The sequence below is a fragment of the Pectinatus haikarae genome, from assembly GCF_050916305.1.
Lineage (GTDB): Bacteria > Bacillota > Negativicutes > Selenomonadales > Selenomonadaceae > Pectinatus > Pectinatus haikarae.
Genome location: NZ_CP116940.1, coordinates 2,808,859 through 2,834,694, shown reverse-complemented (window position 1 = coordinate 2,834,694; position 25,836 = coordinate 2,808,859). Strand labels below are relative to the sequence as shown.

Annotated in this window: 22 protein-coding genes; 18 read left to right on the top strand and 4 right to left on the bottom strand. The window is 44.2% G+C overall.

The window, feature by feature from the left end; genetic code table 11:
• Positions 1-24 precede the first annotated feature (24 nt).
• From NXG61_RS13590 to NXG61_RS13515, 16 genes are all read left to right on the top strand, one after another.
• Positions 25-654: a helix-turn-helix domain-containing protein gene (locus NXG61_RS13590; protein WP_196605490.1), complete on the top strand. Its 630-nt coding sequence runs from the start codon at positions 25-27 to the stop codon at positions 652-654.
• A 134-nt stretch (positions 655-788) separates the two neighbouring features.
• Positions 789-1,985, top strand: coding sequence for a diaminopropionate ammonia-lyase (dpaL, locus tag NXG61_RS13585; RefSeq protein WP_307224465.1), 1,197 nt, complete (start codon positions 789-791; stop codon positions 1,983-1,985).
• 25 nt (positions 1,986-2,010) lie between these two features.
• Positions 2,011-3,195, top strand: coding sequence for a YgeY family selenium metabolism-linked hydrolase (locus tag NXG61_RS13580; protein ID WP_196605488.1), 1,185 nt, complete (start codon positions 2,011-2,013; stop codon positions 3,193-3,195).
• A gap of 35 nt (positions 3,196-3,230) precedes the next feature.
• Positions 3,231-4,601 (top strand): dihydropyrimidinase, encoded by a 1,371-nt coding sequence (gene hydA / locus NXG61_RS13575; protein WP_307224467.1) that lies wholly within the window; start codon positions 3,231-3,233, stop codon positions 4,599-4,601.
• A complete protein-coding gene (locus tag NXG61_RS13570) occupies positions 4,598-6,184 on the top strand; it encodes an N-acyl-D-amino-acid deacylase family protein (RefSeq protein WP_432748947.1) in 1,587 nt (528 codons plus the stop codon). Before hydA ends, NXG61_RS13570 begins: the two co-directional genes overlap by 4 nt.
• A gap of 34 nt (positions 6,185-6,218) precedes the next feature.
• Positions 6,219-7,436 (top strand): molybdopterin molybdotransferase MoeA, encoded by a 1,218-nt coding sequence (locus NXG61_RS13565; RefSeq protein WP_307224471.1) that lies wholly within the window; start codon positions 6,219-6,221, stop codon positions 7,434-7,436.
• Positions 7,437-7,458: 22 nt separating this feature from the next.
• A complete protein-coding gene (moaA, locus tag NXG61_RS13560) occupies positions 7,459-8,424 on the top strand; it encodes a GTP 3',8-cyclase MoaA (RefSeq protein WP_307224473.1) in 966 nt (321 codons plus the stop codon).
• A gap of 188 nt (positions 8,425-8,612) precedes the next feature.
• Complete coding sequence (locus NXG61_RS13555; RefSeq protein ID WP_196605483.1) at positions 8,613-9,950, top strand: nucleobase:cation symporter-2 family protein; 1,338 nt, start codon at positions 8,613-8,615, stop codon at positions 9,948-9,950.
• A 21-nt stretch (positions 9,951-9,971) separates the two neighbouring features.
• The gene (ssnA, locus tag NXG61_RS13550; RefSeq protein ID WP_196605482.1) at positions 9,972-11,288 is read left to right on the top strand and encodes a putative aminohydrolase SsnA; all 1,317 of its coding nucleotides are present in this window, start codon (positions 9,972-9,974) and stop codon (positions 11,286-11,288) included.
• Complete coding sequence (locus tag NXG61_RS13545; RefSeq protein WP_196605481.1) at positions 11,270-12,943, top strand: 4Fe-4S dicluster domain-containing protein; 1,674 nt, start codon at positions 11,270-11,272, stop codon at positions 12,941-12,943. The genes ssnA and NXG61_RS13545 overlap by 19 nt, the downstream gene beginning before the upstream one ends.
• 54 nt (positions 12,944-12,997) lie before the next feature.
• Positions 12,998-15,151, top strand: coding sequence for a xanthine dehydrogenase family protein molybdopterin-binding subunit (locus NXG61_RS13540; RefSeq protein WP_307224476.1), 2,154 nt, complete (start codon positions 12,998-13,000; stop codon positions 15,149-15,151).
• A complete protein-coding gene (locus tag NXG61_RS13535; protein ID WP_196605479.1) occupies positions 15,144-15,617 on the top strand; it encodes a (2Fe-2S)-binding protein in 474 nt (157 codons plus the stop codon). The genes NXG61_RS13540 and NXG61_RS13535 overlap by 8 nt, the downstream gene beginning before the upstream one ends.
• Positions 15,611-16,465 (top strand): FAD binding domain-containing protein, encoded by an 855-nt coding sequence (locus tag NXG61_RS13530; protein ID WP_307224479.1) that lies wholly within the window; start codon positions 15,611-15,613, stop codon positions 16,463-16,465. Before NXG61_RS13535 ends, NXG61_RS13530 begins: the two co-directional genes overlap by 7 nt.
• A 12-nt stretch (positions 16,466-16,477) precedes the next feature.
• Positions 16,478-19,033, top strand: a complete 2,556-nt coding sequence (gene xdh, locus NXG61_RS13525; RefSeq protein WP_307224482.1) for a selenium-dependent xanthine dehydrogenase — start codon at positions 16,478-16,480, stop codon at positions 19,031-19,033.
• Positions 19,034-19,043: 10 nt separating this feature from the next.
• Positions 19,044-19,646 carry a nucleotidyltransferase family protein gene (locus tag NXG61_RS13520; RefSeq protein WP_196605476.1) on the top strand — a complete coding sequence of 201 codons (603 nt, stop codon included), beginning with the start codon at positions 19,044-19,046 and terminating at the stop codon, positions 19,644-19,646.
• Between the two features lie 12 nt (positions 19,647-19,658).
• Positions 19,659-20,654 (top strand): XdhC family protein, encoded by a 996-nt coding sequence (locus NXG61_RS13515; RefSeq protein WP_307224484.1) that lies wholly within the window; start codon positions 19,659-19,661, stop codon positions 20,652-20,654.
• A 67-nt stretch (positions 20,655-20,721) separates the two neighbouring features.
• Here the strand turns inward: NXG61_RS13515 and NXG61_RS13510 are convergent, their stop codons facing one another.
• From NXG61_RS13510 to NXG61_RS13495, 4 genes are all read right to left on the bottom strand, one after another.
• A complete protein-coding gene (locus NXG61_RS13510; protein ID WP_307224486.1) occupies positions 20,722-21,210 on the bottom strand; it encodes a MogA/MoaB family molybdenum cofactor biosynthesis protein in 489 nt (162 codons plus the stop codon).
• 24 nt (positions 21,211-21,234) lie between these two features.
• A complete protein-coding gene (locus NXG61_RS13505) occupies positions 21,235-21,675 on the bottom strand; it encodes an MOSC domain-containing protein (RefSeq protein ID WP_307224488.1) in 441 nt (146 codons plus the stop codon).
• 1 nt (position 21,676) lies between these two features.
• The gene (moaC, locus tag NXG61_RS13500) at positions 21,677-22,159 is read right to left on the bottom strand and encodes a cyclic pyranopterin monophosphate synthase MoaC (protein WP_432748946.1); all 483 of its coding nucleotides are present in this window, start codon (positions 22,157-22,159) and stop codon (positions 21,677-21,679) included.
• Between the two features lie 218 nt (positions 22,160-22,377).
• Positions 22,378-23,769 carry a sodium:solute symporter family protein gene (locus NXG61_RS13495; RefSeq protein WP_196605464.1) on the bottom strand — a complete coding sequence of 464 codons (1,392 nt, stop codon included), beginning with the start codon at positions 23,767-23,769 and terminating at the stop codon, positions 22,378-22,380.
• 466 nt (positions 23,770-24,235) lie between these two features.
• Between NXG61_RS13495 and NXG61_RS13490 the strand changes: the two genes are divergently transcribed.
• On the top strand, positions 24,236-25,090 hold the full coding sequence (locus NXG61_RS13490; protein ID WP_307224493.1) for a deoxyribonuclease IV: 855 nt from the start codon (positions 24,236-24,238) through the stop codon (positions 25,088-25,090).
• A 66-nt stretch (positions 25,091-25,156) separates the two neighbouring features.
• Complete coding sequence (locus tag NXG61_RS13485) at positions 25,157-25,708, top strand: gamma carbonic anhydrase family protein (protein ID WP_307224496.1); 552 nt, start codon at positions 25,157-25,159, stop codon at positions 25,706-25,708.
• Positions 25,709-25,836: the final 128 nt, after the last annotated feature.

Here is a 25,836-nt window from a genome sequence, read left to right as displayed (position 1 = left end):
TATAGAGTTATGAGGTTGGTGGATATGGAGAGTTTGTTGCAGCAGATACAGCCGGTTGTACAAAAAACGGCTCAGGCTATAGCGGAAGTTATCGGACTTGAAGTTGAGGTAGCCGATAAGAATTTTATACGTATTGCCGGTACCGGTAAATACAGCGAAAACTGCGGTGAATTGATGAATGCCGGATTTGTGTATGATCATGTATTGCAAACCGGAAAAATGATAATGATAGAGCATCCCGGTTTTCATATATTATGCAAACCCTGTCCGAATTACCAGAATTGTCCGGAGTATACGGAGCTTGCCGCACCGATAATTTTCAACGGAGAAACTGTCGGCGTCATCGGTTTGGTCAGTTTTGATGAAAAACAGACAAGGCATTTTGTGGAGAATAAGCCGTGGATGGTGCAATTCATCGGCAAAATGGCAGAGCTTATAACCGGAAATATTGCTGAAGTGGCGGAAGAAGAACAGGTCAGCAAGAATAAAAAATATAGTGAACTCAATCTTGGTGATTTGGAAAGACGTACGATACAAAAAGCACTGGAGGAAGTGGCGGGAGAAGTGCGCAAGGCAGAAAAAGCCGCAAAAATGCTTGGTATAAGCAGAGCCACTTTGTACAGAAAGATACAGGAATATGATTTGACGGATTGAGAATAAATTGCATATTGACATTTGTTTCAAAATAAGATAACATTAGTCTCATAAAGAGATTAGACTAATGGCAGAGTCGCCTGGAAAATAAAATTTTCCGGGCGTTTTTTCATTAAAAGGAGGATATTCTATAAATGCAGTTGACAGCATTTACCAAAGACATAAAAAATATTAACAGCATTGATTTTTTAAACAGAGAGCATGCCGATAAGGTTCTGGCCTTTCATAAATCTTTTCCGATGTATAAGGAAACTCCGCTCGTCGAACTAAAAGAAATGGCAGCTTTGCTTGGGATAAAAAACTTTTTTGTAAAAGATGAGTCTTACAGGTTTGGGCTCAACGCTTTTAAAGTACTTGGCGGCAGTTTTGCCATTGGCAGCTATATTGCCAAAAAGCTTGGAATGGATATAAGTGAATTGTCCTTTGAGAAAATGATATCACCGGAAATAAAGGGAAAGCTGGGCAGTATAACTTTCGTAACAGCGACAGACGGCAATCACGGCAGAGGTGTAGCGTGGACGGCAAGGCAGCTCGGTCAGAAAGCCGTCGTTTATATGCCGAAGGGCAGCAGTAAAGAGCGTTTTGAAAATATAAAAGCAGAAGGGGCAGATGTGACGATCACGGATCTTAATTATGATGATGCCGTGCGTCTGGCCAATTCACATGCCGATGAATATGGATGGGTAATGGTGCAGGATACCTCGTGGAAGGGATATCAGGACATACCAAAGTGGATAATTCAAGGGTACGGCACAATGGCGCTGGAAGCTTATAAGCAGCTGCCGGAAAAACCTACGCATATTTTTATTCAGGCCGGCGTGGGAGCTTTGGCAGGAGCCGTGACAGGATTTTTTGCCAATGTCTGCAAGGGGAAGGAAAAGCCGATAGTTACAATCGTAGAACCGGATACTGCCGCATGTATTTTTGATACGGCAAAGGCTGATGACGGCAGGCTGCATTTTGTGGGCGGCAGCATGAATACGATGATGGCGGGGCTGGCTTGCGGAGAACCGTGTGATATAGGCTGGAAAGTATTGGCAGGCTATGCTGATTTTGCCATAGCCTGTGCCGATAATGTATCGGCGAAAGGTATGAGAGCACTGGGGGCTCCTCTTGCCGGTGATAAACGCATAATTTCCGGTGAAAGCGGAGCAGCGCCGAGCGGTGCTGTTATGGAACTTTTAATGAAACCCGAATATGCGCAATTGTGCGGAAGAATAGGGCTCAATCAAAATTCAGTGGTTCTGTGCTTCAGTACGGAAGGTGCTACCGATAAAAAAAATTATCAGTCAATTGTATGGGACGGCAAAGAAGCGAGCTGTACAGAGTAAAGATAAAAACAAAGGGGAAAAGATCATGCTGGAACAAGAACGCAGCGGTGAAGTAATCGATCTCTGCCGCACGCTTATTAAAAATAAAAGTTATTCGGGAGAAGAAGATAAAGTCGCGCAGGTTTTGCGAGGCTATATGGAAAAAGCCCATTTTGATGATGTGCAGACAGATAAATACGGCAATATAATAGGACATATAAAGGGCAGGAAAAAAGGGCCGAAAGTGCTGTTTGACGGACATATGGACACTGTGCCCGTGGAAGATGAAACAAAATGGCAGTATCCCCCTTTTGCGGCTGAGATTCATGGCGATAAGATATATGGACGAGGTGCTTCCGATATGAAAGGAGCTGCTGCGGCAATGGTTGCTGCCGCAGGTTTTTTTGCTGAGGATTCGGACAGAGACTTTGCCGGTGATATTTATTTTGCGGGAGTTGTTCATGAAGAATGTTTTGAGGGAGTGGCTGCCAGAGAAATAAGCCGGATAGTGAAGCCTGATTATGTGGTAATCGGTGAAGCTTCAAATCTGAATTTGAAAATAGGACAAAGAGGCCGGGCAGAAATCGTGCTGGAGTCTTTCGGTAAAGCATGTCACTCGGCCAATCCGGAAAAAGGAATAAATGCTGTATATAAAATATGCCGTGCCATAGAAATGCTCAAAAAGGTAAAGCCACGGCATCATGCTGTTCTGGGAGATGGGATTCTGGAACTGACGGATATAAAATCAGCTCCCTATCCGGGTGCATCTGTTGTTCCTGAATATTGCAGAGCGACCTATGACAGACGGCTGCTGACCGGTGAAAATAAAGAATCGGTTATGGAACCGCTGAAAAATGCGCTGACGGAAATAATGCGCGAGGATAAAGATGCGCAATACAAAATCTCTTATGCGGTCGGTCAGGAAAAATGTTATACGGGCAATTGCATCATTGGTGAAAGATTTTTTCCGGGATGGCTTTATAAAGAAGATGATGAATTTATCGAAAATATAATTGCGGAACTGAACGCAGCCGGTTTTTCACCGGAGATCACTCAGTATAATTTCTGCACAAACGGCAGTCATTATGCTGGTGAAGCGGGTATAAAGACCATAGGTATGGGACCGTCAAAAGAAAATATAGCGCACACTGTCGATGAGTATATTGAAATAGATCAGCTGATAAAGGTAACAGAATGTTATAATGCTATCATGAAAGCGTTGCTGAAGTAAGTGAAAAATTCAATTTATGATGACGGGGACTTATTATGGAACTTATTATTGAGAATGGAATTCTTGTCACGGGACGCGATATATTCAAAGCGGATATAATGCTGAAAAACGGAAAAATCGCAGCCATCGGCAGCGATTTTGCAGAACAGCCGGGAGAAAGGATCAATGCCGACGGAAAATATATAATGCCAGGGGCTGTCGACGTGCATACACATATAGATTTGCAGGCCGGGGATTATCATACAAGTGACGATTTTTTTACGGGAACGCGTGCGGCTCTCTGCGGTGGGACGACTACCGTCGTTGAGCATCTGGCTTTTGGACCTGAAGGATGCTCTCTGCGCAGCAGGATAAATGAATATAAGACAGCCGCAAAAGACAAGGCTGTAAGCGATTATGGCCTGCATGGCGTTATTCAGCATGTTGATGCCGATATACTGCGGGAGATGGGCGAACTGGCAGCTGAGGGGATTTCCAGCTTTAAAATATATATGACATATGATTTCGCACTTGCCGATGCAGATATTCTGCGTGTCCTGGAAAAGGGCGGAGAGCTTGGTACTGTGACCGCTGTGCATTGTGAGAATGATTCGATAATAAATTATCTGCGCGGACGTTTTGCTGCCGAAAATAAAAAAACACCGTTTTACCATGCATTGAGCAGACCTGCCGAATGTGAAACGGAAGCTGTATGCCGAGTACTGCGCCTTGCACATATGGCAGGAGATGCACCGATCTACATAGTCCATTTGTCCACAGAGGGCGGTTTGAATGCTGTCAGAGAGGCAAGGGCGAGAGGACAAAGAAATATTTATACGGAAACCTGTCCGCAGTATTTGCTGCTTGATGAGAATTGCTACAGCAACAGGGATGCGGTAAAATACATTATGTCGCCGCCTCTGCGAAAGGCAGCAGATCAAGCGGCTTTGTGGAAAGGATTGTCTGACGGCAGTATTGATATAATAGCCACAGATCATTGTCCGTTTAGTACGGCAGATAAGCTGCGCGGTGAAAGAGATTTTACTGAATGTCCGAATGGTGCGCCCGGTGTGGAAGAAAGAGTCATGGCAATATTTTCCGCAGGAGTGGCGGGCGGAAAGATCACTTTGAATAAATTTGTGGAAACTTTATGCATAAATCCGTCACGTATTTACGGATTATATCCGCGCAAGGGAAATCTGCTGCCCGGCAGTGATGCTGACATCATGATCATAAATGAAAAGGGAGAAACCGATTTCAGCGGTGCAGGACTGCATGGATCTGCCGGTTATTCTCTTTACGGGCAGAAAAAAATGACGGGCCGCATGGATACGGTTATAAGGCGCGGTGATATTGTATATGCCGAAGACAGATTTATTGGACAAAAAGGAACAGGGCTGTTTATAGAAAGAAGGATATGCCGATGACAATAATGCTGACAAATTTAAAAATATTTGACGGCAGCGGTGAAAAACCGTTTGACGGCAATATTTTTATAGAAAATGATAAAATAGTAAAAACAGGCAGTTTTTCTGCAAAGGCTGACGAGCTTATCGATTGTACCGGCTTGTGCGCTGCCCCCGGATTTATCGATACACACAGCCACAGTGATCTGAATGTGTTGATAAAGCCGCAGCTGCTGCCAAAGATAATGCAGGGAATAACAACCGAAGTGCTCGGGCAGGATGGGGTATCGATGGCACCGCTGCCTGTAAAATATATTGATCCGTGGCGAAAAAATCTGGCAGGACTTGATGGTGACAGCAATGAGGTGGACTGGCAGTACGAGACTGCTGAAAATTATTTAAAAATGATAGAGAAAGCACAACCGTCCATCAATGAATGTTATCTTGTCCCGCACGGCAATGTGCGTATGGAGGCAATGGGGCTGATCAACAGGGCACCCGACGCCGAAGAAATGCACAGGATGAAGCAAATCCTGAGACGTGAGCTTGAAGCAGGCGCTTATGGCTTGTCCACGGGATTGATTTATATGCCTTGCGCTTATGCGCCTACTGAAGAATTGATAGAACTTTGTAAAGTGGCAGCTGAGTATGACAGTGTATTTGTCGTACATCAGCGCAGTGAAGCAGACACTATTATAGAATCAATGAGGGAAATAATAGAAATAGGCAGAAAGTCAGGAGTGAGAGTCCATTTTTCTCATTTCAAAGTATGCGGCAAGAAAAACTGGCATTATATTGATGAAATGGTAAAACTGCTGGATGCAGCACAGGCAGAAGGGATAAGAGTATCCTTTGATCAATATCCTTATGTCGCGGGCAGTACGATGCTGGGTGTGATTCTGCCGCCGTGGGTGCATGACGGCGGTACGAATAAGGTTTTGGAAAGATTAAATGATAAAACGGCAAGACAGAGAATGGTTCATGATATAGAAAACGGTATAAGCGGCTGGGATAATTTTATTGATTTTGCCGGAATGGACAATATATATGTCACAAGTGTAAAAACGGAAAAAAATAAGGATGCGGTAGGATTATCCTTGACAGAATTTGCCAAGCTGCGGCATAAGGCTACTTATGATGCTGTTTTTGATCTTTTATATGAGGAAGAAAATGCCGTAGGCATGGTAGATTTTTATGGTACGGAAGAGCATGTAAAGCTGTTTATGCAGCGGCCGGAGATGAACGCGTGCACTGACGGACTGCTTGGCGGCAAACCTCATCCGCGGGCATTCGGAGCTTTTCCACGTGTGCTGGGAAAATATGCGCGTGAAGAAAAATTGATGCCGATGGAAAAGGCAATTTATAAAATGACGAAAAAACCGGCCGCCGCTTTGGGCATCAAAAAACGGGGAGAACTCAAAAGCGGTTTTTATGCCGATATAGTGATCTTTGATGAAAAAACTATTATTGATAAAGGTACATTTATTGAACCTGTCCAATATCCGGCAGGAGTAGAGTATGTTTTTGTAAACGGATGCAAAATGCTGGAAAAAGGAAAATATATCACAGCGCAGAAGCGCTGCGGCAGGGTGCTGTACAGGTAATTATCGCTTTGCCGGCTATGATATGGTGATGTTTATGGAATATCGCAGATATATAGAGAAAGGTCCCATGCCTTCACGACAATCAATGCGTGAATTGCTGAGACGTGCTGTCGATTTTACCTGCCGTGCAGAAGAAGTCGATTTGCTGGACTGTATGGGCAGGGTCACGGCACAGGAGATAAAGACAAAGAGAGAACTGCCAAATGTACCCGTGGGGAAGATGGACGGAATAGGTGTCAGAGCGGATGCTTTTGCCGGAGGGATACCTGATACATCTTCATGGCAGGAAAAAAATGAATATGTGTTCGTTAATACAGGATGCGCTATATTGCCCCCTTATGATACACTGATAATGATAGAGGACGTCGATTTTTCCAAAGGCTATCCGATCATAAAAAAAATACCGCGGGCAGGACAAATGGTGGATCTTCCGGGCAGCGGCATCGGCAGGAATGAAGTCCTGCTGCCCCGTAATATGCAGATAACACCGCCGCTTATGGGACTCATGGCCGCCGGCGGAATCGAAAAAGTTTCGGTAATTGCAAAACCTAAGGTGGCATTCATACCGACCGGTGATGAATTATCTCCCTGGAGAGAAAGCTTTTTGCCTGCGGGTAAAAATATAGAATCAAACAGTGTTATGATATATGGTTTTTTGCAGGAATATAATGCCGAGCCGATAATATTGCCGATCGTTCCAGATGACAGAGATGCACTGCGGAAAGCACTGGAGGAGGCGGCAGAACAGGCCGATATAATTCTCATAAATGCAGGTTCATCAAAAGGAACGAAGGACTTTACACTGGATATATTGGAAAGTGAAGGCCGTGTGCTGGTCTATGAATTGGGGTGCCGCCCGGGCAAGCATTCAAGTTTTTCCTTTTTCCGCGGAAAACCGGTGCTGGGCATGGCCGGGCCGCCTAATGGCGCTGAGCTTGCCGCACGGTTTTATTTAAGTTCACTGATCAGCGTCTATTACGGACAAAAAGAAAAAACGGCGGTTCTTATTACTGCAAAAGCAGATTTTTCTTTTCAGGCCGCCGATGAATTTGATTTTTGTGTACAGGCACACATCTGCAGTAAAAACGGTGAGTATCATGCGGCAATGATAAACCCGAAAGCGGTCACGCGGCCGTTTTTGCTGCAAAAATGCAATTCATATATATATCTGCCGGCAGGACAAAAAATAACAGCCGGTGATAAAATAGAGGCTGAACTGTTGACAGGCGGAGAGGCCATCGATCAGCATTGATTTTCGGTAAAGGATGTTTTTTATGCTGGATAAACTGGGGCGCAGTATAGATTATCTGCGTGTTTCTCTGACAAATAAATGCAATATGCGCTGCCTGTACTGCCGTCCGGCAAAGGAAGGGGACGCTCTCTCTGCTGTGCAGCCGATTCAGTCTGACGATCTTTTATATCTGCTTTCTATTTTTATTGAAACCGGTATAAAAAAAATTCGTCTTACGGGAGGCGAACCGCTTCTTTTTCCTGAAATCATTAATTTTATAAAGTGCCTCGGAACTTTTCCCGATCTTAAAGAAATTGCTATGACGACAAATGGGGTATTGCTGCGAAAAAACAGTGCTGCTCTCATAAACAGCGGACTGAGCAGTATCAACGTCAGCATAGATGCGTTGACACCGGCTGTTTTTTCGGTGATGACACGCGGTGCCGATATAAATGAAGTTATTGAAGGCATCAAGTCGGTACGGAACCATATTTCTGTAAAAATAAACAGCGTTATTATGAAGAATATAAATGAACAGGAAATTATTCCTTTGGCGGATTTTTCACGCGAATATGATATACCGGTGCGTTTTATCGAGCTGATGCCTTTTTCACAGACAAAAGATTATGAAGGAATGTCTGAAGAAAGTATAAAAGGAATAATATCTGATAGATATGGCAGATTGTATGCTGAAAAATCAGGAAAAAGTGCCGCTCATTATTATAACTTCAGCGACAAACGCGGTAAGATCGGTTTTATATCAGCTATGTCGCATAAATTCTGCGGCAGCTGCAATCGTGTCCGGTTAATGGCTGACGGTTGTCTGCGTCCTTGTTTATATTCCGATAAGGAATATGATTTAAAACAAATGCTTAAACAAAATTGTTCAAGCAAAGAAATAACGGCGGCAATAAAAAAAATTATTTATGGGAAACCCGAACAGCACGCTATGCAGAAGAAGATTTTCTTTAATATTAAGCATGGCTTTATGTCGGAAATCGGCGGCTGATCTGTTTATTGTCAGCCGGGACGGAAAGAAATTTACAGATTGACAACTGTCTCAAAATGAGTTATCATATGTCTCATAATATAAAAAAGGCAAGGGAGCCTGCAGATAAGCTTAATAAAGCTGTCTGCAGGCTTTTTATATTGTCTTGGCAAAAAGATTTAAGTCCGAATCAATTGGAGGGAATGACGATGGAGAAATTATTACATCCCGTAGATCAAAAATTGCCTTTGGGGCAGACTTTTTTATACGGCCTGCAGCATGTTTTGGCAATGTATGCAGGTGCTGTGGCAGTGCCGTTGATTCTTGCTAATGCACTGGGACTTGATACGGAACATCTTATTTATTTAATAAATGCAGATTTGTTTACCTGTGGTATAGCCACTTTGATACAGACACTGGGACCGTGCAGGATCGGCAGCAAGCTGCCGATTATTCAGGGAGTGACTTTTGCTGCCGTGACACCGATGATAATGATCGGCAAGAATGGCGGGCTGACGGATATATATGGGGCTGTGATAGTCTCGGGGCTGGTAGTTTTTTTGATCGCACCGTATTTCAGCAGACTGATTCGTTTTTTTCCTCCGGTAGTGACCGGTTCGGTTATTACGATCATTGGTTTATCTCTGCTGCCGGTGGCAGTGAGATGGGCCGGAGGCGGCAATCCGGCAGCCAAAGATTTTGGTGATGTTTCTTCGCTGCTGCTGGCTTTGCTGGTACTGGCTATAGTTATCGGTTTTTATCGCTGTTTCACAGGTTTTTTGCGCAATATTTCAGTCCTGCTGGGACTTGTCGCCGGAACGGTGATAGCAGTATTTTTGGGAAGAACGGATTTTTCCGCTATAGGCAGTGCTGCGTGGGTTGGCATGACTACACCGTTTTCTTTTGGGCTGCCGACCTTTGATATTTCGGCGATAGCCGCTATGATACTGGTCATGCTGGTTGTTATGACAGAAACAACAGGGGATTTTATCGCTGTCGGCGAAATAGTCGATAAAGAGATCGATAAGAAAACATTGACACGCGGTCTCAGGGCGGATGGTTTTTCTACTTTTTTAGGCGGTATATTCAACGCTTTTCCGTATACTGCATTCGCCCAGAATATAGGCTTGATCAGCCTTACCAATGTTAAAAGCCGTTTTGTTGTTGCCGCGTCGGGTGTCATTTTGATAGCATTGGGACTTTTTCCGAAGCTGGCGGCGCTGATTGCTTCAATACCTGCGCCTGTATTGGGCGGTGCGGGGCTGGCAATGTTCGGCATGGTTGCGGCTAACGGCATAAAAACACTCAGCAAGGTCGATTTCAACGGCAATTATAATGTATTGATAATAGGTGTAAGCCTTGCGATGGGACTGATACCTATGGCCATGCCCAATTTTTATTCGCATCTTACAGGGACCATGCAGGTTATTTTTGACAGCGGCATCACAGTGGGAAGTCTGACGGCAATAATCCTGAATGCGGTTTTAAACAAGGGCATTGAAAAGAATGCTGTGCAGGAAAAGGCCGGACAGGCAGAATATAAATAATTTTTAAGGAAAATATAACATATGTTTATTATAGGAAACGGCACCGTAATAACACATGATAATAATACGGTACTGCGGGACGGTGCTGTCGTTACGGCTGGGGATTCCATCATCGACTGCGGAACTCTTGCTCAAATGCGCAGTATATACGATAAAGCCTCCTTCGTAAACGCTGAAGGAGGTTTAATATTACCCGGATTCATTGATGCGCATGAACATATATACAGCATGATGGCCCGCGGCATGGCGGTTGAGCTGCCGAAACGGGCAGACTTGAATACGATATTGCAAAAATTATGGTGGAAACTTGATGCGGCGCTTACCAATGAATTGGTTTATAAAAGTGCTATGGCTGCATATATGGAATTGGTCAAAAACGGTGTTACTACAGTTATTGATCATCATGCCGCATACGGTGAAATTGAGGACAGCTTATCGGCCATTGCTGCTGCTGCCGAAGCATTCTCTGTAAAGTCATGTCTTTGTTATGAGGTATCTGATCGTTCCGGCAGGGATAAAATGAAAAAAGCTGTCAGAGAAAATGAACGTTTTATAAAGAAAACAGAAAAATCTGAGCTGCTGACGGGAATTATGGGACTGCATGCATCCTTTACCCTCTCGGATGAAACATTGCTGTATTGTGCCGAGCACGGCGGTGACGCGGGATATCATGTGCATGTTGCCGAAGGAGAGGCTGATCAGAATGAGTGTTTGGCAAGGCATGGCATGAGAGTAGTCGAACGGTTCGACAAGTTCGACATACTGGGGAAAAAAACTATTGCTGCCCATTGTATTCATGTGAATGAAAAAGAAATGCAGCTGCTGCGGCACAGCGGTACGGCGGTAGTGCACAATGCTCAATCCAACATGAATAATGCGGCGGGCTGTCCGCCGGTCATAAAGATGATGGAGCAGAATATTCTGCTCGGACTGGGTACGGACGGTTATACACATGATATGCTCGAGTCATGGAAAACAGCTTCCCTTTTACAGAAACATGTCCTGAATGATGCGGCTGCAGGGGGCAGGGAACTGTTTGAAGCGATGTTTTACAATAACAGAAAAATTGCCGGGCGTTATTTCAGCAGGGAAACAGGCATCATAAAAAAAGGCGCTGCGGCTGATATTATAATTGCCGATTATAAGCCTCTCACGCCGCTCACTGAGGAAAATGCAGAGGCACATCTGCTTTTTGGCCTTGCCGGCGGAAATATTTCCTTTACAATGACTCAGGGGCGGATAGTGATGAAGAACAGACAGCTGACCGCCTTGGACGAAGAAAAAATAATCGAAAATTGCAGACGGGGAGCGGCAGAGCTTTGGCAAAAGCTTCGCTGAAAGCGGATATGAGTGATAAAATGATACCGGCGGATTTTTCCGTCATGCTGAAAAATATAAGAAATGAATATAATAGTAAAAAGACTGTATATGGTGTGCCCGCAAAAATTATCAGCAGAAAAATATCCTATAAAAATGAATATATGGATATTGAAATGCCCTTCGGTCCGGCGGCGGGGCCGCATACACAGCTGGCGCAGAATATCGCGGCAGGTTATGCCGCGGGAGCGCGGTTCTTTGAACTGAAAACAGTGCAGGTGATCGATGGCGAAGAGCTGCATATAAATAAACCCTGCATAAGTGTGCCTGATGAATGTGAATGCTACAATATCGAATGGTCTACCGAGCTCACAACAGCACAGGCTTTCGCGGAATATGTGAAAGCATATCTGCTTCTGAAATTTATGTCCGTGGAATTTGAACTGGGTCGTCCTGACGGGTTCAGCTTCAATATGAGTGTCGGTTATGATTTGCAGGGAATAAAAAGCAAAAAAGTAGATACCTTTATCGAAAATATGAAAAACGCGGAAAATACTGCTGTTTACAGAGAATGCTGCGCATGCCTGGCAGAAGAGACTGATTCCTTTTCAAAATTTTCATTGACTGATCTTGAACGAATAAAGCCGCAGATAGCCCAATCTATAACAGTATCCACTATGCATGGCTGTCCTGCGGAGGAAATAGAAAAAATAGCTGAATATTTAATGGCGGAAAAGAAGCTGCCTGTATATATCAAATTAAATCCTACATTGAATGGACTGGCAGAAACAAAAAAAATTTTGGCAGACAGAGGATATGCTTATATAAAGCTTATCGAAAGCAATTTTGTCAATGATCTGAGTCAAGACGATGCTGAAGCTATGCTCAGGCGTCTGCTCAAAAAGGCAGAAAAAGCAAAAGGCTTTTTTGGTGTGAAGCTTACAAATACATTACCGGTGGCTGCAGACGGACAGCTGCCCGATAAACAGATGTATCTTTCGGGCAAGCCGCTCTTTCTGTTATCCTTGGCGGCAGCTGAAAAGTTGGCTGAAAAATTTGGGGATGAGCTGCCTGTATCATTTTCGGGAGGATTGGACGGGCATAATATCAGCCAGATATTTGAAACCGGCATTTATCCGCTGACGATGGCCACTGTTTTACTGAAGGGAAAAGGGTATCGCTGTTTATCAGAATATGCCGATCTCTTCGGCAGAATAGAAAAGACTGTGTCCAGACCGCAAAAAGATAAGATCAGTTTTTTGACCGGAATATCTCTGAATGATGCATATTATTGCAAGAAGCAGATGGTCCGCAGTAAAAAGGGGGCAAAACTTCCTCTGCTGAATTGCAAAAATTGCGGCCTTTGTATAACGGTGTGCCCGAACAGAGCAAATATCATGCTTGATGCCGGCGGCAAGAAACAAGTAGTGCATATTGATGCTTTTTGCAATGAGTGCGGCAGCTGTGCAGTATTCTGTCCATATGAAGGTAAACCGTATAGGGCTAAATTTACAGTTTATCACTCATTGAAGGCATATATGACAGGAATAAATGACGGCATGGTTAAGGCAGAAGACGATTGGAAAATAAGGATTATGGCTGCAAAAAAAGAAGATAGCAGAGATCAGGCGGAACTGATCAAAGCCGCAAAGAAAGATATGCGTATGATGCTTTAGAATATGGTGTATATTTGATGTAGTTCATGTTTTACTGAAGAGAGGCCGATTTTTATGAGTGATTTTGATATTGGTAAACCTGTACGGAAAGTAGATAATGACATTAAGCTTTCGGGGCAGGCAAAATATATTGCCGATTTCCATATTGACGGTATGCTTTATGCCAGAACAGTCAGAGCGGATTGTCCGCGCGGCATAATAAAAAGAATAGATATTCCTGTTTTACCGGAAGGATATTTTTCAGTGACTGCCGATGATATCCCCGGTAAAAATATCATAAAATTTTTGACAGATGACTGGCCATTTCTGGCAAAGGACAGAGTGAATTATTTTGGTGAAGCCATACTGCTTATAGTCGGTCCGGATCGCGCAAAACTATTGGAACTGGCTGGCAGGGTATATATAGAGTATGAGATGATACCGGCAATATTAACGATAAAAGATGCTTTGAGCAATAACTTTACGCCGATATTCGGCAGTGATAATAAATTTGCCTCTTATAATTACGAAAAAGGAGATGTGGACAGGGGGTTCTCCGCAGCATTCAAGGTTGTAAGAGAAAAATATTCCACAGGTTACCAGAAACAGGCTTATCTGGAAAATCAGGGAATGATAGCAGTTCCGGAAAATGACGGTAAGATTTCTGTATATGGTTCGATGCAGTGTCCTTATTATGTAAAAAATGCCTTAGTTCAGGCATTGGCAGTCGGCGAAGAAAAAGTCCGCATAGTACAGGCTTTTACAGGAGGCGGCTTTGGGGGCAAGGAGGATTATCCTTCTTTATTGGCCGGGCATGCCGCATTTGCGGCTTTGAAAACGCGGCGTCCCGTAGCCGTACTTTATGAACGCGAGGAAGATACCGCTTATACACCGCGGCGCCATCCGGCAGAGGTAACATTGGAAACGGCTCTGGACAGAGAAGGCAGGATATTGGGCATGAAGGCTGATATAAAGTTAAACGGCGGTGCCTATGCGGGAATATCTGAAGTTGTGCTGCAGCGCAGCATCTATAATATCTGCGGTGTTTATAATATAGAAAATCTGCGTGTGACGGGTGCGGCAGTGGCAACGAATACTGTACCAAACGGTGCTTTTCGTGGATTTGGTGCACCTCAGGTTATTTTTGCCATAGAAATGCATATGGAAAGTCTGGCAAAAATCTTTTCGTACGATGTGCTTGATTATAAAAAACGGCATATGGCAAAACAAGGAGACAGAACGGCAACGAACGGTTTGTTCTATGATGAAATAAAATTGCCGGAAATGATTGAAAAGGCGCAGGAGGTTTCCTTCTATACCTCGAAAAGGGCGGCTTATCAAGCAGACCCGGAATTGCACAAGGGAATAGGCATTTCTCTTTTTTTGCACGGTTGTGGTTTTACGGGCAGCGGTGAACGGGACATAATCAAAGCACAGCTGAAATTGCGCAGAAAGAAAGATTCCAAGAGGGTGGAAATCTTTGCGGCAAATGTCGACATGGGGCAGGGCTTGCAGACAACTTTCCGGAAGATTGCGGCAAGCGTATTGGATATATCTGTCGCTGATGTGATTTTTGCTTATCCGGATACGGACAGAGTACCCGATTCGGGCCCGACTGTAGCATCGCGTTCAATAATGATAGTGGGCCGGCTGCTGCAAAAGGCCGCCGAGCGTCTGAAAAAAAGATGGCAGGAAAATAACGATATCGAAATAATACAGGACTATGAAGCACCGGAGCGGATAAAGTGGAAGGGCGGAGAATCGTCGGGGGATGCCTATCCCGCTTATTCGTGGGGAGTAAATGTTGTAGAGGTAGAAATCGATCCGCTGACATGTGAGACCTCCGTGACAGGTGCATGGTCTGTTTTTGATATCGGACAGCCGATTGATGAAATGATCGTCGAGGGACAGATACAGGGCGGTATGTTTCAGGGGTTGGGCTATGCAGCAATGGAAGTTATGGCAAATGACGAAAACGGAAGATCACGTCAGAATAATCTGACCAACTATACGATTCCCACGGCTATGGATTTTGCTCCGATAGAAAATCATCTTATGAAAACTTACTATGAAGACGGGCCGTTCGGCGCAAAGGGGGCGGGAGAGCTTACACTGCTGGGGGCAGCTCCGGCGTACGCTTCTGCTGTTGGACAGGCTATGAACATCCATATCGCAAAACTTCCGGTTACTCCCGAATATATTATGAGGGAGGCATCGGAAAATGAGTGAAATAAAGTTTCTTTTGAATGGCGGAAATATATCGGTGAATATAGATCCGACGATGCGGCTGCTGGATGTCCTGCGTGATATTCTCGGGCTGACAGGACCAAAGGAAGGATGCGGTGAAGGTGAATGCGGGGCATGCTCTGTACTTGTCGATCATAAATTGGTGAACAGTTGCATAATGCCGGCGGGAAATGTCGCGGGGCATGAGGTACTCACCATCGAAGGTTTCAGCGGTGAAATGCGTTATAAAAAGCTGGCGGATGCTTTTGCAGGAGCAGGTGCCGTGCAGTGCGGCTTTTGCACGCCAGGAATGATTTTAGCTGCCGAGGCTCTTTTGAACAAAGTGCCTCATCCTGATGAATCGCAGATCAGGAGGGCAATATCAGGAAATTTATGCCGCTGCACCGGTTATAATATGATCGTACAGGCGATCAGAACGGCAGCAAGGGAGGGCGCAGGATTATGGTAGAATCTTTTTTTCCGGATAATCTGGAAAAAGCATTGGAACTGCGTCAGAAAAAAGAAATACGCCCTATTGCCGGCGGTACTGATCTTATGGTCCGCTGGCGTCGTCCTGCCGGTATTTTACCGGCTTTTTCCGGTGATATGCTGTTCACGAAAAATATTGCCGAAATGAATATTCTGCAGAAAAAAGATACATGTCTGTATATAGGTGCTAATACGACATTGGCGCAATTGATCGAATGGAAATGGACGCCACGCCTTTTGCGGCTGGCACTGCTGGAAATGGCTGCTCCTGCGGTACGCAATGTAGGGACGATCGCAGGCAATATCTGCAATGCCTCTCCGGCCGGTGACACACTGCCGCCATTATATGCACTTGACGCAGTTGTATGTCTGCAGGGAGCGGCGGGAATACGTGAATTACCGGTCAGCAGTTTTATCACGGGACCGGGCAGGACCGTATTAAAAAGAGACGAATTACTTATAGGTATAAAGCTGTTTTTTCCGGCTCCTGACAATGATATGGTTTTTTATAAAAAAGTTGCTGTGCGCAGGGCCGCGGCGATAGCCAAAATATCGCTGGCAATGAGAAGCAGCAAAAAGAACGGTTATGTTAAAACAATAGCTGTTGCCATAGGTGCTGTGGGACCAACCGTTGTCAGACTGCCGGAAATCGAACGGCTGGCGGAGGGAAAGGCAGTATTGAATGCCGAATTGCTTAAAACCATTTACGGCGAATATGATAAGTTCATACAGCCTATAGATGATGTACGGTCCACGGCGGATTACCGCAGACAGACGGCCAGAAATCTGCTGCATCATGTGTATGATAACTGCATAAAATGGAATTAAAAGGAGCATGTGATGTTTTTTCTAAAAGTTAACGGAAACAATGTTAAATGTGAATCGGATAAAAAACTTATAGATTTCCTGCGTGATGATCTCCGTATCACCTCAGTTAAAAATGGCTGCGGTGCGGGGATATGCGGAACATGCACGGTCTTGGCAAACGGGAAAAAGATAAAATCCTGCGTGCTGAAACTTTCTCAGCTGAATAACGCGGAAGTTGTGACAGTGGAGGGTCTGACACAACGGGAAAAAGATGTATATGCGTATTCTTTTGCCCAGTGCGGCGCAGTACAGTGTGGTTTTTGCATCCCGGGTATGGTTATATCGGCTAAGAGTCTGCTTGATAAAAATCTTGCACCTACAGTGCCGGAAATAAAAAAAGCAATTAACGGCAACTTGTGCAGGTGTACGGGCTATATAAAAATCGAAAAAGCGATTATGATGGCCGCCGAGTTTTTTCGTGAACAAAAGCAATTGCCGGAACCACAGCAGAAAGCCTTTCTCAATACAGCTTTTCAACGTGTTGATGCATATCAGAAGGTCTTGGGAGAGGGAAAATTCGCGGATGATGTTGTTCTGCCTGGGATGGCGTATGCAAAAGCATTGCGTTCGGCCTATCCGCGTGCAGTTGTAAATAAGATAGATACAACAGAAGCACTAAAACATAAAAGCTGTATAAAAATCCTCAAAGCCGGTGATGTTCCCAATAATAAAATCGGACATATAGTGCAGGACTGGGACGTCATGATAGCGGAAGGAGATACTACAAGGTATATCGGCGATGCATTGGCACTTGTGGTTGCCGGTACGAAGGAAGCACTTGACGAAATAATCGGACTGATCAATGTTGACTATACCGTTCTGGAACCTGTTATATCACCGCAGGATGCTTTAAGGGCAGAGGCACCCTTGATTCATTCCACAGGAAATATAATGAGCAAGGAGCATTTAAAACGCGGCGATGTGCCCGGGGCGCTGAAAGAATCCAAATATGTGATAACAAAAAAATATCATACTCCGTTCAATGATCACGCATTCATGGAACCGGAATGCGCCATCGCCATGCCGGAAGGAGAAGACGGCCTTTTGCTCTATACGGGCGGACAGTCCGTGTATGACGAACAGCGGGAAATATCGAATATGCTTCGCATTTCTCCTGAAAAGGTGCACTGCCACTCTATGCTGGTAGGCGGCGGCTTTGGCGGAAAAGAAGACATGAGTGTGCAGCATCATGCCGCTTTGGCAGCGTGGTATACGAAAAGACCGGTCAAGGTAAAATTCTCCCGACAGGAAAGCCTTGACTATCACACAAAGCGTCATGCCATGGATATGGAATTTACACTGGCCTGCGATGAAAATGGAATATTCACGGCCATGCGTGCGTTTATTATAGCGGATACCGGAGCGTATGCGTCGCTGGGCGGGCCGGTGCTGCAAAGAGCATGTACTCATGCCGGCGGACCATATAATTACCAGAATATAGATATATTAGGTATGTCCGTATATACAAACAATGTGGTAAGCGGAGCGTACAGAGGCTTCGGAGTGACGCAAAGCTGCTTTGCCATAGAAAACAATATAAATCTTCTGGCGGAGAAGGTCGGTATATCCGCTTGGGAAATACGCTGGCGCAATGCCATAAAACCAGGGCAGGTTCTGCCTAACGGGCAGATAGCCGATGAAAACTGTGCCATGCGGGAATGTCTTGAAGCGGTGAGGGAAATATACGAAAAAAACCCTTATGCAGGCATCGCCTGTGCTTTTAAAAACAGCGGCACCGGTGTGGGTTTGAAGGATATAGGCAGATGTATCCTGTCCGTTGAAAAAGGCAGCGTTCATATACGTACATCGGCAGCCTGCATGGGACAGGGAATTGCCACCATGTGCACACAGATGGTATATCAGACTGCGGGGATAGCACCTTCATTACTGATACATGAAGCACCGGATACAATAAGAACGCCCAATTCCGGAACGAGTACAGCTTCAAGGCAAACAGTAGTTACCGGAGAAGCGGTGCACAGAGCGGCAGAAAAATTGAAGATAGCCTTAGAAGGAAAAACATTGGACGACTTGGAAGGGAAAAGCTTCTATGGAGAATTTTCGGCCAAGACCGATCCGATGGGCTCGCCAAAGCCGTTTCCTGTAAGTCATGTAAGCTACAGTTATGCGGCACAGGTGATAGTTATCGATGACGGCGGAAAACTGCAACAGGTCGAAGCGGCATACGATGTGGGGACTCCGGTCAATGTTCCTTCCGTCGAAGGTCAGATCGAAGGCGGTATCGTTATGGGATTGGGCTTTGCGCTGACAGAGGATTTTGTGGTGGAAGACGGCTATCCCAAGATGAATATGGCCGCACTTAATCTGATGCGGGCAACGGCAGTGCCGCCTATAGATGTTAAACTCGTACAGGCAAAGGGGAAAAAATCACCCTATGCTTACGGCGCAAAGGGTGTGGGTGAGCTTTGTCTCATACCGACATCGCCGGCATGCTCGCATGCTTATTATCGCTTCGATAAAAAATTCAGGACATCGCTTCCTTTGAGGCAGACATATTACAAGAAGTAAGGAGTATATTATGCTGGGTGCAGTAATTGCGGCGGCCGGACTGTCCAGCCGCATGGGAGATTTCAAACCGCTGCTTCCGTACAGGGGAAAGACTATTTTAGCGGCGACCGTGGAAAAACTGCGGGCAGTCGGTGCGAAAGAAATAGTAATTGTGGCAGGACATCGTCATGAGGAAATCAGGAAATACTTTAAGGACAGTTCTTTAAAAATTGTCTATAATCCGCATTACAGGGAAAGAGATATGCTTTATTCTCTGCAATGCGGTATAAAAAATATAAAAAAAGCAGCTGCGGCATTCATTATGCCGGCAGATATGCCGGCTATTTCGCTGCAGACTTTTGCCGATATTACTAATGCATGGCAGGCGAATAAAGGAGAGCTGATCATTCCCGTTCAAAATGGCCGCTGGAAACATCCGCCGCTGATCGGCAGAAGATATTTCGCGGATATCATATCCTTTTCGGGAGAAAATGGCATGCGCGGCATACTGAATAAACTCGAAAAAAAAGCATTTCTCATAGAAATATCGGATGACGGACTGAACGTGGACGTTGACACTCCCGAGGAATATAGGCGATTACTGGAAACGGAAGGATATTCTGAGAAGCTGTGACGGAGGTTCTTAATGAAAGCAATTTATGAAGAAATTTTAGCTTTATATAAAAAGAAAAAAATCTTTTATACAATGACTTCGCTCAGTACACAAATAGGCGAGAAAAAATTGATCGGCAGAGAGCAACTAAAAAAAATGGAGCTTAAAGCCGGAAAAAAGAAATTGCCGTTTGTTTTTACCGAAGCTGAAGAAAAATATTTTATAGAAAGTATAAATGATATACCGATAATCGTTATTGCGGGAGGAGGGCATGTATCCTGCGCTATTGCCAGGCTGGCGGAATTCCTTGAATTTGATACAGCAGTGATAGATGACAGGGCCGAATTTGTTACACAGGAAAGATTCCCGCATGCCAAAAGATATGTCGAGGATGTCGAAGCTGCCTTACAGCGCGATTTTGGCGATAATGCCTATTATGTAATTGTGACAAAAGGACACAGAGATGATTTCCGGGCGTTGTCAGCGGTTTTGGCCAAGAAGTATTATCGCTATGCGGGAATGATAGGCAGCAGGCAAAAAGTCGGCATCACCATGCATAAACTTGAGCAGGAAGGATATTCAAAGGAGGTGTTGGCGCAGGTGCACGCACCTATAGGAGTGCCGATAGGCGCAATTACACCGGAAGAAATAGCCGTGAGTATTTTGGCAGAAATTATTGAAGTGAAAAGCGCATTTATTGGTGACAGATCGCAGAATAATGTATTTGCTGCCATGGAAAAGATATCCGCCGGGCAGTTAAAGCAGAACGCCGCGTTGGCAACTATAATAGATAAGCACGGTTCATCACCGCGCGGCGCAGGCAGCAAGATGCTGGTGACCGAAAGCGGAGAAGTGTTCGGCTCGATAGGCGGCGGTGCTGTCGAATTTGCCGCTCAGAAAAAATGCGCCGAAATAGCGGTCAGCAAACAGGCGGCTGTCATTGAATATGATCTGGGGCTGCAGAACACAAGCGATTTGGGGATGATATGCGGCGGGCATGTAAAAGTCCTGTTTGAAGCCGTTTGTTGAAGGACAATAATAAAAAAATCTGCAGAGATGAATTCATATCATTTCTGCAGATTTTTTATTTTAAAAGTCAGGTACGGGCACATTCACTGTCCAGACCGCACATTATTTTTAAGCCGTGTTCCAATGAAGGCAGGATACAGCCGAGACATTCCTTCACAGCCTTGGGGCTGCCCGGAAGATTGACTATGAGTGTTTGTTTCCTTATTCCTGCCGCTGCCCTGCTCAGCATACCGGCCGGAGTTATTTTCATGCTGTAGGCCCGCATCGCTTCCGGTATGCCGGGGGTTTCTTTTTCTATGACCGCTTTTGTGGCTTCGGGCATATTGTCACGCGGCGAAAATCCGGTGCCTCCGGTGGTAAGGATAAGGGATATATCAGTATCGCATAATTCTTTTAAACGTTTTGTCAGATAATCCTTATCGTCAGATAGAATTTCATAGCTGACAATATCATAAACAGTATCTGCCAGCAGTTGTTTTATTAAAGGTCCGCTCAAGTCTTCTCTGAGTCCTGCAAAGCCCTTGTCACTGGCGGTTATTATGGCTGTTTTGAACATATTATGTCATCTCCTGAAAATCTGTCAACGGGACAGCACTGTTATAGAATCTCCGGTTTGTATTGTACCGCCGCACAAAACTCTGGCAAATATACCTTCACTTGGCATTATACATTTGCCTGTACGCTTTTGGATATCGCAGCCCAGATGACAGGTTTTTCCTATCTGGGTTACTTCCAACAAAATTTCTGTGGCACATTTTAGTTTTGTGCCGATGGGAAGACATTTCAGATCAATGCCTTCGATGAGTAAATTTTCCCCAAAAGCTCCGGCAGAAAGATCAAGTGCGTATGCATCAGAGAACTTTCTGACAGCTTCATTGGCGAGCAGACTTATCTGCCGATGCCATGTACCGGCATGGGCATCGTCTTCCAGTCCAAAATCAGGCAGCATTTTTGCCAGGTTCACCGCGTTTTTTACCGTGCCCCGTTTGGGACTTATACATATAGCTTTTATTCTTCCCATGCTATCTTTCTCCCGTGTCGTAGATTCCGGTTTTCCCGCCATCCTTATAAATCAGATGGATATCGGCAATCTTCATGCTGTGATCGATTGCTTTGCACATATCGTAAATTGTCAGCAAAGAGACGGAAACGGCATGGAGAACCTCCATTTCAATGCCTGTCTGGCCCGTAGTTCTTGCTTCGGACTGAACATATATAGAAAGATTGTCCGCTTCCAAAGTGAAATCGACAGAAATATTGCTTATGGGTATGGGATGACACAGCGGAATGATATCGCTGGTTTTTTTTGCAGCCATTATTCCGGCAAGGCGGGCCGTCCCCAAAACATCACCTTTTTTTGCAGTGCCGTTTTTCACGGCGGTGAATATTTCCGGACTGACATAAATGCGTCCTACTGCCACTGCCGAACGTTTTGTAACAGGCTTATCACTTATATCGACCATGACGGCCTTGCCGTTTTTATCGAAATGAGAAAGTTTATTCATTGTATTCACCACTTGATTGATAAGATTATCTGTTGGGGACAATAATAACATCTTTTATAGCTGTTGTAAATTTCAGCAGAAAAAATTCTGTGATTTTTTATGACCGGCATAAAAAATATCTATTGGGATGGATAAAAAAACGCATATATTTCTGATGCCTGTGGCTGATATAGGTTTCTCATGAGCAGAGCACTGTTTACGAAATTCGGCGCTGTATGTCAGCGTAATGCCGGAGGGGCGGGGTCGTGATGAAGCATTTTTTCTATCCATACTACAATGATAAATGTTACACAGCTTACTATCGAACCAAAAATAATGGCCATTATGCCATATGGTTCATTTATATACTGCCAGTATAATCCGGCCACGGTACCAAGGATGATCGACCAGATTCCGGCATAAGGAGTGGCTCCCTTCCAGTTCAGACCAAGTATGAATGCGGCGAATGGTCCTGTTGACCGCATAGTGAAAGCAAAAACGAGCATCGGTATTATTTGTTTGCTGTACATGGAAACAGCAATAGCTATTATACCAAAGATAAAAACTGTAATTTTACTGAATTTGACGATTTCTTTGTCTGTCATATTCTTGTGCACATATTGCTGCCAGATGTCTTTGGTAAATACTGTAGCCGCACCCAGAAGATCTCCCGAACCGGCTGATAATGTTGCGGAGATGACAGCCGCCATCACTAAACCGGCTATTAAGGAAGGCGTAAGATGAATGGAAACCGTTGCTATGGCATCATTGGGATTTATCTGAGGATACACGGCCAGTGCGACTAATCCTAAAATTGCCGGAACAAAAGAATATAACGCCATGAGGGCACCGCATAATACAGAGCCCCATACAGCTGTTTTTTCATTTTTAGCTGCATAATATCGCTGCACTGCTTCCTGTCCGGTAGAAAAAGTCATAAAATACATAATCACAAGCCCGATGATAGTTTTCCAGCCTACTTTTGTAAAGCCCAGCTGTTCGGGTGGCAGCTGACTGACTATATGTGTCCAGCCGCCTGCATTATGTATTGCGAATGGAACAGCAAGTGCAAAACCGATAATCAATACAAAAAAATGGATGATATCCGTCAGCGTGACGCTCCACATACCGCCTACAGTTGTATACAGAACCAGAATGATGCCGGAAATTAAAATGCCTGTATTTTGGGAAAGTCCTGTCAAAACACTGATAATTGTTGCAGATGCAGTGATCTGTACTCCGGCTAAAGCCAGGTTAGCGAAAAGTGAAAGCAACGAAGTGATTATATAACTGGGCCTCCCAAATCTGCGGCCTATGATTTCGGGCATTGTTGTAGCCATCGCTCTTCTTAATTTCGGAGCGATAAAAGAAACAAGTATAATCCCTAATCCAGCTGCTGTTACATACCATCCAGCTGAAAGCCCCCAGCTGCCATAAGCTTTGGCGGCAACACCTACAGTGCTTCCTCCGCCTATTTCTGTGGCAGCTAAAGTTCCGGCTGTCATCAGCAAACCTATTCTTCTTCCTGCCAGTAGGTAATCAGCACTGCTGCTCACCTTGGACTGGCTGTAGATCCCGATGGCCAGATTGGCTATCATGTAAAAAATAAAAATACCCCATATAATTTCCATATTTACTCCCCTTTAAGTCAAAATGTCACCAAAATTAAAAAAATGCCATAACTGAAATGCAAATTTCAGTTATGGCATCATTGCCAATTATTAAATTTTGGGGCTTTTTCATATTATATCATTTTGAGACAAAAATCAAGACATTTTTCTCAAAATTAAAAAACATAATGACATAAAATGATTAATACATATATTTTTTTAGCTGTCAATTTATAGATGATTATTTTGTGTTATACTTTTCATAACATAAATAGTTCCGTTAGAAAAATTTTGTGGCTTGCCTGCAATTGATTGGTTATTTATGTAAAGCGAACGGGTCTGAAACATTCCCCCAAAATTTTTGAAGTATTTCTTAATATATTTATGCCATGGAAATTGCAGCTATTTTAGTCAACAGCTCAACCTGCTGCGGCAGCCAGTTTTTGTTATATAATACTGATGAACAGAAATTAAAAGAGGTTATATAATGCTCAATATCGGAAATCATATTTCGTCGGCCGGCGGTTTTTCTGCTATGGGGAAGGAAGCCATTTCTCTTGATGCCAATGTGTTTGCTTTTTTTACACGCAATCCGCGCGGAGGAAGAGCAAAGAAAATAGATCAGGACGACATTGATAAATTTAATGCTTTTTGCACAGAGAATAATATGGGAAAATTGATAGCACATGCGCCTTATACACTCAATGCCTGCTCCAATAAAGAAGACCTGCGTTTATTTGCCAAAGAAACAATGCTTGATGATCTGAAAAGAATGGAATATATTCCCGGAAATTATTATAATTTTCATCCTGGAAGTCATGTCGGCCAGGGAGTGGAAGAAGGAATAGGGCAAATTGCCGAATGTCTGAATGCTGTTTTAACACCACAGCAGAATACTATAATTCTCCTTGAGACAATGGCGGGAAAGGGAACGGAGATAGGCAGCAGCTTTGAGCAGCTGAAATCAATTATAGATAAGGTGGAATTTAAGGACAACGTTGGCATTTGTCTGGACACCTGCCATATTTTTGATGCAGGTTATGACATAGTGAATAATTTAGACAATGTTATCAGGGACTTCGATGACATTATCGGCTTAGAAAAGCTTAAGGCGGTGCATTTGAATGATAGTAAAAATCCCATGGGGTCACACAAAGATCGCCATGAAAAAATAGGAAAAGGGTATATAGGCTTGGATACTTTTGTTAAAGTTATAAACCATCCTGAATTGCGCAAACTGCCGTTTATTCTGGAGACACCCAACGATCATGACGGATATGCCGCAGAGATAAAATTGCTTAGAGATCGCTTTCTGCCGGAGAATTTCCCTGCAGAAAAATAGAATTATAAGATAAATTGTGTTAATATTACATGTGTTTGGTCAACGATGAGGAAAGGGTGATCATATATGATCAGAGATTTTGACGGGAAAAAACCTGTTATTGACGGTAAGGCTTATGTTTTTCAAGAAGGATGTGTAGTGGGCATGGTAGAGATGGCTGAATACAGCAGTGTCTGGTTCAATGCCACCGTGCGAGGCGATATAGCACCTGTAAAAATAGGCCGATATACTAATATTCAAGATAATGCTGTACTTCATGTTGCTGATGATCTGCCTTGTGTTTTGGGGGATTTTGTTACGGTGGGACACAGTGCTGTACTGCATGCATGTACAGTTGAAAATAACTGCCTTATCGGCATGAGTGCTACAGTGCTTGATGGCTCGGTCATAGGGGAGGGATCTATCGTAGGTGCGGGAGCGCTCGTCACCAAAAATACGATAGTGCCTCCTCATTCACTTGTTCTCGGCGTACCGGCAAAAATCGTGAAAACACTTGATGAAAAGGCATTTGCCAGGATACATTCTCAGGCTGTAAAATATAAAACAGCGTGGACGGAAGGCTATGGTATTTTACCGGATGCCGATGGTGAGAAATATAATGGAGAAAAGATAATATAAAAAATTACGCCGGTTTTTACCGGCGTAATTTTTTATATATGAACCGCAGACAAATAATGCGATTATTTTTATCTATGGTATAATTTCCTATAGTGCTTTATTTATTATCCGGTAGCATTTTTTACAAT

Bases quoted from the DNA above. Each gene is read 5' to 3' on its own strand.
- NXG61_RS13590 (WP_196605490.1), top strand. From the start codon at position 25: ATGGAGAGTTTGTTGCAGCAGATACAGCCGGTTGTACAAAAAACGGCT.
- dpaL (WP_307224465.1), top strand. From the start codon at position 789: ATGCAGTTGACAGCATTTACCAAAGACATAAAAAATATTAACAGCATT.
- NXG61_RS13580 (WP_196605488.1), top strand. From the start codon at position 2,011: ATGCTGGAACAAGAACGCAGCGGTGAAGTAATCGATCTCTGCCGCACG.
- hydA (WP_307224467.1), top strand. From the start codon at position 3,231: ATGGAACTTATTATTGAGAATGGAATTCTTGTCACGGGACGCGATATA.
- NXG61_RS13570 (WP_432748947.1), top strand. From the start codon at position 4,598: ATGACAATAATGCTGACAAATTTAAAAATATTTGACGGCAGCGGTGAA.
- NXG61_RS13565 (WP_307224471.1), top strand. From the start codon at position 6,219: ATGGAATATCGCAGATATATAGAGAAAGGTCCCATGCCTTCACGACAA.
- moaA (WP_307224473.1), top strand. From the start codon at position 7,459: ATGCTGGATAAACTGGGGCGCAGTATAGATTATCTGCGTGTTTCTCTG.
- NXG61_RS13555 (WP_196605483.1), top strand. From the start codon at position 8,613: ATGGAGAAATTATTACATCCCGTAGATCAAAAATTGCCTTTGGGGCAG.
- ssnA (WP_196605482.1), top strand. From the start codon at position 9,972: ATGTTTATTATAGGAAACGGCACCGTAATAACACATGATAATAATACG.
- NXG61_RS13540 (WP_307224476.1), top strand. From the start codon at position 12,998: ATGAGTGATTTTGATATTGGTAAACCTGTACGGAAAGTAGATAATGAC.
- NXG61_RS13535 (WP_196605479.1), top strand. From the start codon at position 15,144: ATGAGTGAAATAAAGTTTCTTTTGAATGGCGGAAATATATCGGTGAAT.
- NXG61_RS13530 (WP_307224479.1), top strand. From the start codon at position 15,611: ATGGTAGAATCTTTTTTTCCGGATAATCTGGAAAAAGCATTGGAACTG.
- xdh (WP_307224482.1), top strand. From the start codon at position 16,478: ATGTTTTTTCTAAAAGTTAACGGAAACAATGTTAAATGTGAATCGGAT.
- NXG61_RS13520 (WP_196605476.1), top strand. From the start codon at position 19,044: ATGCTGGGTGCAGTAATTGCGGCGGCCGGACTGTCCAGCCGCATGGGA.
- NXG61_RS13515 (WP_307224484.1), top strand. From the start codon at position 19,659: ATGAAAGCAATTTATGAAGAAATTTTAGCTTTATATAAAAAGAAAAAA.
- NXG61_RS13510 (WP_307224486.1), bottom strand. From the start codon at position 21,210: ATGTTCAAAACAGCCATAATAACCGCCAGTGACAAGGGCTTTGCAGGA.
- NXG61_RS13505 (WP_307224488.1), bottom strand. From the start codon at position 21,675: ATGGGAAGAATAAAAGCTATATGTATAAGTCCCAAACGGGGCACGGTA.
- moaC (WP_432748946.1), bottom strand. From the start codon at position 22,159: ATGAATAAACTTTCTCATTTCGATAAAAACGGCAAGGCCGTCATGGTC.
- NXG61_RS13495 (WP_196605464.1), bottom strand. From the start codon at position 23,769: ATGGAAATTATATGGGGTATTTTTATTTTTTACATGATAGCCAATCTG.
- NXG61_RS13490 (WP_307224493.1), top strand. From the start codon at position 24,236: ATGCTCAATATCGGAAATCATATTTCGTCGGCCGGCGGTTTTTCTGCT.
- NXG61_RS13485 (WP_307224496.1), top strand. From the start codon at position 25,157: ATGATCAGAGATTTTGACGGGAAAAAACCTGTTATTGACGGTAAGGCT.